General features: G+C 71.9%; 9 protein-coding genes. 4 read left to right on the forward strand and 5 right to left on the reverse strand.

Features of this window, described 5'->3' with window-relative positions:
- Positions 1-109: 109 nt before the first annotated feature.
- The 3 genes from CP978_RS04325 to CP978_RS04335 all read left to right on the forward strand — a co-directional run bounded on the left by CP978_RS04325 (position 110) and on the right by CP978_RS04335 (position 5519).
- Positions 110-1132 (forward strand): LacI family DNA-binding transcriptional regulator, encoded by a 1023-nt coding sequence (locus tag CP978_RS04325; protein WP_079162001.1) that lies wholly within the window; start codon positions 110-112, stop codon positions 1130-1132.
- 447 nt (positions 1133-1579) lie between these two features.
- A complete protein-coding gene (locus CP978_RS04330; RefSeq protein ID WP_052454523.1) occupies positions 1580-2902 on the forward strand; it encodes a glycoside hydrolase family 10 protein in 1323 nt (440 codons plus the stop codon).
- 214 nt (positions 2903-3116) lie between these two features.
- The gene (locus CP978_RS04335; protein ID WP_043448134.1) at positions 3117-5519 is read left to right on the forward strand and encodes a SpoIIE family protein phosphatase; all 2403 of its coding nucleotides are present in this window, start codon (positions 3117-3119) and stop codon (positions 5517-5519) included.
- Between the two features lie 24 nt (positions 5520-5543).
- Here the strand turns inward: CP978_RS04335 and CP978_RS04340 are convergent, their stop codons facing one another.
- The 5 genes from CP978_RS04340 to CP978_RS04360 form a co-directional block, all read right to left on the reverse strand.
- Complete coding sequence (locus tag CP978_RS04340) at positions 5544-7259, reverse strand: RICIN domain-containing protein (protein WP_150478141.1); 1716 nt, start codon at positions 7257-7259, stop codon at positions 5544-5546.
- A 478-nt stretch (positions 7260-7737) separates the two neighbouring features.
- On the reverse strand, positions 7738-8625 hold the full coding sequence (locus tag CP978_RS04345) for an alpha/beta hydrolase (RefSeq protein ID WP_043437649.1): 888 nt from the start codon (positions 8623-8625) through the stop codon (positions 7738-7740).
- 143 nt (positions 8626-8768) lie between these two features.
- Entirely contained in the window at positions 8769-9299 is a 531-nt protein-coding gene (locus CP978_RS04350) for a flavoprotein (protein ID WP_043437650.1), read from the reverse strand.
- Positions 9300-9445: 146 nt separating this feature from the next.
- Complete coding sequence (locus tag CP978_RS04355; RefSeq protein ID WP_043437652.1) at positions 9446-9664, reverse strand: ferredoxin; 219 nt, start codon at positions 9662-9664, stop codon at positions 9446-9448.
- 12 nt (positions 9665-9676) lie between these two features.
- Positions 9677-10885 (reverse strand): cytochrome P450, encoded by a 1209-nt coding sequence (locus tag CP978_RS04360; RefSeq protein ID WP_043437654.1) that lies wholly within the window; start codon positions 10883-10885, stop codon positions 9677-9679.
- Between the two features lie 476 nt (positions 10886-11361).
- On the opposite strand from CP978_RS04360, the gene CP978_RS04365 reads away from it, so the two are divergent.
- Complete coding sequence (locus CP978_RS04365) at positions 11362-11808, forward strand: nitroreductase family deazaflavin-dependent oxidoreductase (RefSeq protein WP_043437656.1); 447 nt, start codon at positions 11362-11364, stop codon at positions 11806-11808.
- Positions 11809-11956: the final 148 nt, after the last annotated feature.

Genomic DNA, 11956 nt, shown 5'->3' on the forward strand with positions numbered 1-11956 from the left:
GCCGAAAGTCGCTGCTGTCGGACAGTAGGGGAGGCACCCCGGGCGGTCAACGGCCCGGTACGCGCGCGACCAAACCGTTACCAGTATCCGGTGCCCTATTCTTCGAAACATGCGCGATGACCACGAGGTGAACGGTCGAGTGACCCTGGCGGCGGTGGCCGAACAGGCCGGGGTGTCGCTGTCGACGGTTTCGAAAGTCCTCAACGGCCGTTCCGATGTCGCCGAGGCGACCCGCACCAGGGTGGAGCGGCTACTGGACACGCACGGCTACCGCCGCCGGGCCCAGGGCGCGCCCCGGGCCCCGCTGATCGAGCTGGTCTTCCACGAGCTGGAGAGCGTCTGGGCGATGGAGCTCATCCGCGGGGTGGAGAACGTCGCCAAGGAGACCAAGGCGAGTGTGGTGCTCACCGAGAGCGGCACCCGGCACGCGCCCTCGCCCGACTGGATCGAAGGGGTGCTGCGGCGCCGTCCGCTGGGCGTGGTCCTGGTCTTCTCCGCCCTCCCGGACAAGGTCAAGAAGCAACTGCGCTCGCGGGCCATACCGTTCGTCATCGTGGACCCGGCAGGTGATCCGGATCCCGATGTGCCCTCCGTCGGGTCCGCCAACTGGGCCGGCGGCCTCGCGGCCACCCGCCATCTCACCGACTACCGGCACGAGCGCATCGCCATCATCACCGGGCCCGAGGACATGATGTGCTCCCTCGCCCGGCTCGACGGCTACCGCTCGGCCATGGCGATGGCCGATCTGACGGTCGATCCGCGGCTGATCCGGTTCGGCGACTTCCATGTGCAGGGCGGCTTCGAACACGCCATGGACCTGCTGGACGGACCGGACCGGCCGACCGCCATCTTCGCCGGCAGCGACCTCCAGGCGCTCGGTGTGCTGGAGGCGGCGCGGGTGAAGGGCCTGAGCGTGCCCGGAGACCTCTCGGTCGTCGGATACGACGACGTCCCGCTGGCCCAGTGGTCGAGCCCGGCGCTGACCACCATCCACCAGCCGCTGCGTCAGATGGCCGAGGAGGCGGCCCGGATGCTGCTGCGCCCGGCCGGCCCCCGCGCCTCGTCCCTGCGCATCGAACTCGCCAGTCATCTGGTGGTGCGGCAGAGCACGGCGCCGCCGAAGAGCGCCTGAGCGCTCGACGGGAGGGGGCCGGCGCCAGCCGCCCACCCGCGTACGGGCTCGGGAGACCTTGCGGCGAGCCGAAAGTTTCGGCACTTTTCGGCCGTTGTCGCGGCACGGTAGGGGCCGGGGCTCCGCGGCGTCAACCGCCATGACAGAGGAGAACCGGAAAGCCACCCTCCGTACGGCGATCTTCGCACAACCGGTTGACCCGCCTCGCGGTCGCCCGTAAGTTCTGCCCAGCCATTCGGAAAGCCGAGCGAAACTTTCGAATGGGCTCATCTGCTCATCCGCCCTCCACTCCACCGGCCGCACCACCCCGGTTGCGGCCACCCAGAAGGGGATGACATGCCCATGATTGCCGTCGGTAGTACGCACACCTCCGCGCCGCCCCGCGGCAGCACGCCCGCGGTTCCCGGACCCCGGCGTTCCGGGCTGCGCCGGGCCCTGGTCCTCGGCATGGCGGGCCTGCTGGCCACGGCCGGCGCGACCGCGCTGGCGGGAACGGCCGACGCCGCCACCTCCCTCGCCTCCGCCGCCTCCGCCAAGGGCCGCTACTTCGGCACCGCCGTGGCCGCCGGCCATCTGGGCGAGTCCGCGTACGCCTCCACCCTGGACGCCGAGTTCAACGCGGTGACGCCCGAGAACGAGATGAAGTGGGACGCCACCGAGCCCTCCCGCAACTCCTTCTCCTTCGGCTCCGCCGACCAGATCGTCAGCCATGCCCAGGGCAAGGGGATGAAGGTCCGCGGGCACACCCTGGTGTGGCACTCCCAGCTGCCCTCCTGGGTCGGCGGCCTCAACGCGACCGACCTCAGGTCGGCGATGAACAATCACATCACCCAGGTGATGCAGCACTACAAGGGCAAGATCTACGCCTGGGACGTCGTCAACGAGGCCTACCAGGACGGTTCCAGCGGGGCCCGGCGCAGCTCGCCCTTCCAGGACAAGCTCGGCAACGGCTTCATCGAGGAGGCGTTCCGCACGGCTCGGAGCGTCGATCCCAACGCCAAGCTCTGCTACAACGACTACAACACCGACGGCGTCAACGCGAAGAGCAATGCCGTCTACAACATGGTCAAGGACTTCAAGTCCCGGGGCGTGCCGATCGACTGCGTGGGCTTCCAGTCCCACTTCAACAGCGCCTCCCCGGTCCCCTCGGACTACCAGGCGAACCTGCAGCGCTTCGCCGATCTCGGCGTGGACGTCCACATCACCGAGCTGGACATCGAGGGCTCGGGCAGCGCCCAGGCCACCAACTACGGCAATGTGGTGAAGGCCTGTCTGGCCGTCTCGCGCTGCACCGGCATCACCGTCTGGGGCGTCACCGACAAGTACTCCTGGCGCAGCGGCGGCACTCCGCTGCTGTTCGACTCCAACTACGCCAAGAAGCCCGCCTACGACGCGGTGCTGAGCGCGCTCGGCGGCTCCTCCTCCGGCGGGGGCGGCAACGGGGACGGCGGTGGCGGCACCGGCGCGACCTGCACCGCCACCTACAGCAAGGCGGAGACCTGGAGCGACCGTTTCAACGGCAATGTGACCGTCAAGGCGGGCAGTTCCCCGATCAGCAGCTGGACCGTGAAGGTCACCGTCACCTCACCGCAGAAGATCTCCACCACCTGGAACGGCTCACCGAGCTGGGACAGCAGCGGCAACGTCATGACCATGAAGCCGAACGGCAACGGCAATCTGGCCGCCGGTGCCTCGACGACCTTCGGCTTCACCATCATGACCAACGGCAACACCTCTGCGCCCGTCATCGGGGCCTGCACGGCGTCCTGACAGGCGACGGACCGGGGGGGCGGACCGGGGGGGCGGACCGGGGGGACCGGGGCCGTCCGTGGGGCTCACCCCTCACGGACGGCCCCTCACCGTGTCCGGCCCGGCCGGCGGGCGGATCGGGGCGATACGGGGCGAGTGTTGACCACTGCGGCACTAGGCTGGAGCACGAGTGATGTACTCGGTCACGGGGAGTGTGTGCAAGGGAGTGGCGTCGATGAGCCCCGTCCATCCCTCCGGCGAGGCCGCCACGGCCCGGGCAGTCGTCGACGACCACGGCCTTCTGGTGGAGTGGAACGAGCCTGCGCGCCGGCTGCTGGGCTACGCCCCGGGTGAGGCCGAGGGCCGTCCCGCCGCCGAGTTGCTCGTGCCGGGTGGCCGGGTGCCGTCACCCGGACCGGGCGGGGCCCGCTGGAGCGGCACGGTCGAGCTGCGCCGCCGCGACGGACACCCCCTGTCCCTGTGGCTGCTCGCCCACCGCCGGCGACACGAGCCCGGCGGCGGCTGGCTGGTGCTCGCTCCGCTCGGCTCCGCTCCGCCCGCCGGGCACGACCGTCTGATGCGCATGGCGACGGCCCGTTCCCCTTGTGCCATCGCCGTCTGGGACGAGGATCTGCGGCTGCGCGACGTCAACGACGCCATGGGCGAGGTGATCGGGCTGCCTCTGGAGCGCATACGCGGTCTGCGGATGTCGGAGATCGGCGGCAAGCCCGAGGCCGATGCCCTGGAGCGCCGGGCGCGGGAGGTCCTGGACACCGGGCAGGCCCGGGACGTGCGCACCCGGCTGCGCGCCGGCGTGGAGGAGTACGCGCACGGCTGGCTGGTCCGGCTGACCCCGCTGACCGACGGCGACGGCCGGGTGTGCGGAGTGTCCGTGACCGCGCACGACCTGGCCGAACAGGATCTGGCCCAGGAACGGCTGCAGCTGGTCAACGAGGCGAGCGTACGCATCGGCACCACCCTGGACGTCAGACGCACCGCGCAGGAGCTGGCCGATGTGTGCGTGCCGGCGCTCGCCGACTTCGTGAGCGTGGACCTGCTGGATCCGCCGGCCGACGGGGCCGCGCCCCGTCCGGACACGCTCACCGCGCCGCTGACGCTGCGCCGGGCCGCCCATCGGTCGGTGACTCCCGGCTGCCCGCAGGCGCTGGTGGAGCCGGGGCAGTCCGGCCTCTACCCGGCCCACTCGCCCCAGGCGGCCTGTCTGGTGTCCGGCCGGACGACGGTCAGGACGGACGTCCCCGGCCCGCTCACCGAGCCGCCCGGCCGGGGCCGTGCCCGTGCCGCACGGGCCGACGGGCTCGGTGTGCACTCCACCATGGCCGTGCCGATCATGGCCCGCGGCGGAACACTCGGGGTGGCCGTGCTCACCCGGTACCGGCGTCCGGAGCCCTTCACCCCCGACGACGTCCTGCTGGCCGAGGAGATCACGGCACGGGCCGCCGTCTGCATCGACAACGCCCGCCGGTTCTCCCGGGAACGCAGGACCGCGCTCGCCCTCCAGCGCAGCCTGCTGCCGCGCACCCTGCCGCGGACCGCCGCGCTGGAGGCCGCCTCCCGCTATCTGCCCGCGGCCCGGGCGGGGGTGGGCGGCGACTGGTTCGATGTGATCCCGCTGTCCGGGATGCGGGTCGCCATGGTGGTCGGCGACGTGGTGGGCCAGGGCGTCCCGGCCTCCGCGACGATGGGCCGGCTGCGCACCGCCGTACGGACCCTCGCCGACATCGATCTGGCGCCGGACGAGCTGCTCACCCATCTCGACGACCTCGTGGTGCGGCTCTCCCGGGACGCCGGGCAGGAGGGCACGACCGGCGAGATGGGGGCCACCTGTCTCTACGCCGTCTACGACCCGGTCTCACGCCGCTGCACGCTCGCGCGGGCGGGCCATCCGGCGCCGGTGATGATGGCGCCGGGCGAGCCGCCGCGGGAGATCAAGCTGCCGAGCGGACCGCCGCTGGGTCTGGGCGGGCTGCCGTTCGAGTCGGCCGAGATCGACCTGCCCGAGGGCACGGTGCTCGGCCTGTACACCGACGGTCTGATCGACAGCCCCGAGCGGGACGCCGACAGCAGCCGGAGACTGCTGTGCACGGCCCTCGCCGGGGCCCCGGCCGCCCCCGGCTCCGAGCCGGCGCCGTTCTCGCTCGACGACGCCTGCGCCCGCATTCTGCACACCCTGCTCCCCCGGGGCGGGGCCGCCGACGATGTGGCGCTGCTGCTCGCCCGCACCCATGGGCTGCCCGCCTCGCAGATCGTGACCTGGGAGATCCCCGCCGCGCCCGCGCTGGTGGCGGAGATCCGCAGACAGGTCGTCGAGCAGCTGGAGGTCCGGGGGCTGAGCGAGACCGCCTTCACCGCCGAACTGGTCGTCAGTGAGCTGGTCACCAACGCCATCCGGTACGGCGAGCACCCGATCCGGCTGCGGTTGGTCCACGACTCCGCCACGCTGATCCTCGAGGTCTCCGACAGCAGTCACACCGCCCCGCACCTGCGCCGGGCCAGAACCTATGACGAGGGTGGCCGCGGCCTGCTGCTGGTGGCCCAGCTCACCCAGCGCTGGGGCAGCCGCCACACCACCGACGGCAAGACGATCTGGGCGGAGCTGAGCCTGCTGGAGGAGTGAGACCGCGGCCGGCCGCCGAGGGGATCAGCGCCCGCCGTCCCGGGCGTCGTACCAGTCGTCCTCTCCGTCCGTGCCGTCGCCGTCGCCCAGGTCGCTCCGGTCGTCCGGGGCACCGCGCTCGCCGGGCCGGGCAGAGCGCGGGCCCGTCTCGGAGCCGGTGCCCGTCGGCCCGGGGACCGGCGGCGAGGCGCTCCCGGCCGCCCGGGGCGGTTCGGTGCCCGGGGGCGTCGCGGCCGGCCCGTCGGCCGCCTTCGGTGCGTCCGCGGTGTCGGCGGTGTCGGCGATCCAGCGCTGGGCGGGGTCCTCCGTACGGTTCCGGAGCACCAGCCCGGCGTCGCGCTCCGGCGAGGCGGGGGTGAGGGCCAGCTGCCGGTTCCCGCGCGGGACGATCACGCCCCGGTCGGTGACGTCGTAGCGGTCGGTCTCCGCCCCGGGCCCGGACCGTTCCGCGCAGGCGACCAGCTGGACCGCGTAGCCGAGGCGGGAGTCGAGACACAGATCGGGGGCGGCGGCGCTGCGCAGCGGTCCCTCGGTGGCGTACATCCATCGCTGGGTCGTGGCGGCGGCGCAGGGGACCAGTACCGCTTCGGCGCCCACGACCGCCTTGTCCCGGTCGAGGCCGACGCACAGACCGTTGCCCTCGTTGCGCAGCCGGCCCTCGAAGCCGGCCATGGGCACGGCGGCACCGTGCTTCGGGGACGCGCCGGGGGAAGTCGACGATGCCGGGGCGGACTTCCCGGAGGGCGCGGGCGCCCCCACCACGGCCGGCCCCTCCGAGCGGACGCCGGACCACAGGGCGAGCGGTACCAGGACGAACACCCCCACCGCGGCCACGGCGAGCACCGTCCTGCGACGGGAGGGACTGGCCTCCTTGCTCCCTTCCGAGCCGGGACCGGCGTCGCCGGCCGGCGGCTCCGCTCCGAGAGGCTCCGGCTCCGGCGGCTCCCCGGCCCCGATGCTCCGCGCGTCCTTGGTGTCCAGGTACTCCTGCGCTCCCCAGCCGAGCACCCCCTCGGCAAGCAGGAGCGAAAGCCGGTCGCGGAATCCCTCCAGCTGCCCGGCGGCGTCCCGGCAGTGCGGGCAGCCGTCCAGGTGGAGACGGAGATCGGGATCGAGGGCACGGTCCGCCCGGCGCAGCGAGACATCGAGCAGACCGGAGTAGTGGCGGCACTCCTCGTCGGGGGCCGATTCGCGGTGGACGTCCAGACAGACCTCGCGCAGCCGTTCCCGCACCCGTTCCAGCCGCACCGCCGCTTCGGCGAGGTCGATCCCCAACAGGGCCGCGGGAACGGCGACTTCCTCGCGTTCGACCTCGACATGCCACAGCAGGCAGCGGTCAGGCTCGGCCATCCGCCGGAAGGCGAGGGACATCAGCCGCCGGTTCCGGGCCGGCAGCAGCCGGGCCGCGGCGCTCTCTTCCTCTCCCGGGCCGGACCGCAACGCGGGATGCAGCAGCGCCCGACGGTGGTCGGTGTCCCACTCCCCGGCCAGCTGCCGCACGGTGACCAGCAGTTCGGGTCGCCATGCGGCCGTCGGTCCGCTCCCGCGCCCGGACTCCTCGAAGAGCCGGGTGAACGCCGCGGTGGTGAGCATTCCGGCGGGGTGCGCCCCGTCGGCGCACAGCCGGGCATAGGAGTGAACGGCCTCCCAGTGCCGGCCGAGCAGTTCACCGACCGGACGGTGCACAGGTTTCTTCCCGGCGGACGACTTCAGCTCGGCGGCGAGCTGTTCGTCCGTCATGTCGTACGGCGGAACAGGGTCGGGGGAATTCCGCCGGTCCCCAGCAGGTACGTCCACGGTTCTCCAAAGCCCACGCAGAGGTTTTCAGTACATATCAATGGAGACAGGGAAACAGAAACAGACCCGACCACCCGTCAGGACGCGGCGAACGCCCACAAATTGCCCCGTATTTCGAACATCCACCCGAGACGGCTCTTTTTCGGCGGAAGACGCACGACGCCGCTGACCACACCGAGAAGTGCCGAAAGTTTCGGGCCGACGGGAACACCTTTGCACAGGCCACCGAGACCGAACAAGAGAGCTTCTCGGTTTCCTTTTCCCGTAGGGCGCCGACGACTTGAAGAGAAGTCAACCGGACACGGGGCGCCGGGAATTCCGGAAGACCGTCCGGACCGCTTCCCCGGGAAATTCACCTCTGTGCACGGCGTGCCGGGGCCGGTGATGCTCCGGGCAGATTCCGCAGGACCGGTCGGGCCGGTCAGGCGGTGAAGGCGAGTACCGCGTCCGCGACCGCCCTCGGGTTCTCCAGCAGCATCGCGTGGGTGGCGTCGATCCCGGCGACGGTCACCTGCTCGCGTTCCTCGGCCAGCGCGGCGAGATCGCGGGCGAGTCCCTTGGCGTAGGCGGCCATCATGGGCTCGAACCAGTCGGGGCCGGTGACCGCGGGCACCGCCCGCCGGGCGCGGCCCAGCAGCAGCGGTGTGGTCATCCTGCGGAACAGGGCGAAGAGGTCGAGTCCCGCCACGGCCCCGAGCATCTGCAGGGCGTCCCGCCGTCCGGGCCGTACCTCCAGGGCGCCGTCGTCGCGCCGGCGCACGGCGCGCAGCACACCGGCCTCCAGCAGCTCGTACGGGATGCCCAGTCGGTCGGAGATCTCCCGCTGCTCGGCGAGCAGGTCCTTGAGCCCCTCCGCGGACAGTTCCCTGCCCTGCCCGGCGACGCTCAGCTCGCGCATCTTGACGAGGTGTCCGGCGACGACGTCCGGATCGAGGCCCACATACTGGTCGGGGCGTCCCCAGCCGAATCCGTCGAGGTCGACCGCGCCGGGAGTGACATCCGGGTGCTCCAGCGCGTACAGCACGGCGAGCATCCCGCCGAGGGAGTGACCGACGGGCAGGGCGCCCGGGATCCCGTGTGCCGTCAGCACCTGCTCGATGTCACCGAGGACCTCGGGCAGCCGCCAGGGCCCCGACGGCGAGCGGCCGTGGCCGCGCAGGTCCACGGACAGCACCCGGTGCCGTACCACGAGGAGGGGCGCCACGGCGGCCCAGTCGGCGAGCGTGCGTCCGGCGCCGTGCAGAAGGATCAGGGGCGGCCCCTCACCGCCGTGCTCGTGAACGGCCAGCGCGAAACGGTCTCCGGTCATGGGACGACAGTAGAACGCCGGGTCGCGGCTGACGCGGGATCCCGGGCGGGCGTTCCGCCGCTCACCCGCCGCGCAGGGCCCCGCCGGGCCCCGGGGCCGTCCCGCCGTTCACCCCGTGGGCCGTCCGTGCGCCGCGGCCGGGGTCAGCCGTGGGGTGTGAGCAGGTCCAGAGCCCCTTCCCAGTGGAACTCCCGCCGGTCCCCCTGGTCCGTCCCGCCCGCGTAGGGGTCGCCGAACCGGACTCCCATGCCGCTGAGCCGTTCGAGGCCGGCGCGGTAGGCCGGGTGGGCCGCCAGCGCCTCGCCCACACAGGGCAGCACGGCGATCGGGACGCCCAGCCCGTACGCCTCGCACAGGGTGCCGAGGGCCAGGGTGTCGGCTATGCCGGCGGCCCATTTGTTGAGGGTGTTGAAGGTGGCGGGGGCCACGACCACCGCATCGGGGTCAGGGAACGGACGCGGGTCGCCCGGGGAGCGCCAGGCGGACCGGATCGGGCGGCCGGTCCGCGCCTCGACCTCGGAGGTGTCGAAGAAGCGGAGCGCGAGCGGTGTGGCGATCACGCCCACCTCCCAGCCGCGCGCCTGGGCGGCCGTGATCAGCTTGCCGACGTCCTGGGCGATGCCCGCGGCGCAGACGACGGCGTAGAGAAAGGGTTTGGGGGCGTCTTCGGTCACGCGTGCACTGTAGGGGGTGGAGAACGCTCATCGAGAACGGGAAGGACGCCTCCCGTGAGGCGGTCGCCGTTCCCGTACGGCCGCACGGGCGCGCCGCCTCGCCGTTCTCGATGAGCGAGGTTGTGGTGCCACCGTGCCGGGCGGGTTCAGCTTCCCTTCTCGGAGACGGTGATCGCGCCCACCGGGCAGGCACGTGCCGCCTCCCGTACCAGCGGGTCGCCGCCGCCGTCCTCCTTGCCGGGCAGCAGTTCGCTGTAGCCGTCGTCGTCCTGGGTGAAGACGTCGGGCGCGGTGAGGGCGCACTGGCCCGATCCGATGCAGACGTCCTTGTCGATCGAGATGGCGAGGGAGGTGTCGTTGGTCATGGTCGCAGCCTCTTACCAGGTCACGGGGAGTTCCAGCATCCCCTGGATCGTGTCGCCCGGCTTGAAGGGGATCTCGTCCGCCGGGACGGCGAGGCGCAGTCCGGGCAGCCTTTCGAAGAGGGTGCGCAGGGCGATCTCCAGCTCGGTCCTGGCCAGGTTCTGGCCGAGGCACTGGTGGATCCCGAACCCGAAGGCGACATGGTGACGGGCCGACCGGTGCCAGTCGAGGGTGTCCGGCTCCGGGAAGGTGGTGGTGTCACGGTTGATGACGGAGGTGGAGAAGAGGACGCCCTCGCCGGCCCGGATGGTGGTGCCCCCGATGGGGATGTCCTCGGTGGCCACCCGCACCAGCCCGTCGGCGATGGACAGGAAGCGCAGCAGTTCCTCGACCGCGGTGGACATCAGCCCCGGGTCGGATCGCAGCTCGGACAGCTGTTCGGGGTGGCGGAGCAGGGTGAAGGTGCCGAGGGAGATCATGTTGGCGGTGGTCTCATGCCCGGCGATCAGCAGGATCGTGGCCAGCGAGACCAGTTCTTCCCGGTCCAGCGCCCCTTGGCGGAGCTGCTCCTCGATCAGTTCGTCGAGCAGCCCGTCGCCCGGCTCCTTGCGCTTGCGGTCGATCAGCTCGCCCAGGTAGGCGTCCAGTCGGTCCCGGGCACCCAGGCTGTCGTCCGCGGTGGGGCCGCGCAGCAGTTTGCGGGACTGCTCCTCGAAGAACTCGTGGTCGGCGTAGGGGACGCCGAGCAGCATGCAGATGACCATGGAGGGCAGGGGCAGCGCGAAGGAGCTCACCAGCTCGGCGGGCGGCCCGGCGGCCTCCATGGCGTCCAGCAGCCGGTCGGTGGTCTCCTGGATGCGCGGGCGCAGGGAGTTGGCCCGTTTGAGGGTGAAGCTCGGCACCAGCATGCGGCGCTGGGTGTGATGCGCGGGGTCGTCCTGGCCGAGCAGCGCGACCCTGCGGCGGCGGAAGGCCGCGAAGCGTTCGTTGGTGACCGGGAAGCCGGGCCGGTCCCGGTTGGTGGACAGCCGCGGGTCGGCCAGCAGCTCACGGGCGGCGGAGTGCCCGGTGACCACCCAGACGTCACGCCCGTCGTACAGGGTGACCCGGCTCAGGGGCCGCTCCTCACGCAAGGGCTCATAGGCGGTGGGCGGGTGGTACGGACAGGTGCGGTCCTGGGGGAAGGCGACGGGTTCCGAGACGATCGTATCAGGTTTTGTCATGAATGACCTCGCACGCGACGATTCGCTCTTGCCGATCATCATTAGATGCCCGAGGCATCTACGGAGCCACCCGAAGTCCGGCCAGATCCGCCGGATGCCGTATGTGGCCGAAGCATGTCGTCCGGCCGGGCGGCTCATGCCGCACACACATCACGGGGACGCAGGCTGCGCCCCCTCTCCGCTCATCGTAATTCGGTCGTGATGCGGTCGCCCGCGCATATGCCGCTCGCCGGCGGCGCGGACGGCGGTCGCGCCTCGCTGACGGAAACCGTTCCCCGGCGCGGGAGAGGTCTGGCCGGTCTCCGTACGAGGGCGGCAGGCGGGCCGGGGCCGGAAGGCGTGTGGTGTGGATGAAACCGTCGGCGGCTGGTGTTGAATCTTCGAGCGGTGCTCCCCCGCGGTCCCGGGCGGTCCCGGGCCGAGGAGGTACCCGCCATGCAGGTGACGACAGAGTGAGCGATGAGGGGACGGATGCCATGCCTCTTGAGGGCGAGTACGAGCCCAGCCCGACGCAGTGGGTGCGGGAACAGGTCGACCTGTACGAGAGCTCCGGCGGCACCCAGGGGACGACGCTGCTCGACACGGGACTGCCGGTGATCATCCTGACGACCCTGGGCTCCAGGAGCGGCAAGATCCGTAAGACTCCGCTCATGCGCGTCGAGCACCAGGGCCGGTACGCCGTGGTGGCCTCGCAGGGCGGCGCGCCCCAGCACCCGGTCTGGTACCACAACATCACCCGGAATCCCGGTGTGGAGCTCCAGGACGGGCCGGTGCGCCAGGAGATGACGGCCCGTGAGGTCACGGGCGAGGAGAAGGCCGAGTGGTGGCAGCGGGCGGTCGCGGCGTTCCCGCCGTACGCCGACTACCAGAAGAAGACGGACCGCGAGATCCCGGTGTTCGTGCTGGAGCCGTCCGGGAGGTGAGCGCGCGGGCGCCGGGTCGTACGACGGTCTCGTACGGCCCGGCGCCCGCCCCCGCTCGGACGATCCCGTGCGCACGGCTCGGATGTCCCGCCGGTCCCCGCGCCGGGCGCACCGGTTTCCGGGATCGGCACGCATGATCCGTGTACGT

Source organism: Streptomyces nodosus, assembly GCF_008704995.1.
In the GTDB taxonomy this organism is placed as follows: Bacteria; Actinomycetota; Actinomycetes; order Streptomycetales; family Streptomycetaceae; genus Streptomyces; species Streptomyces nodosus.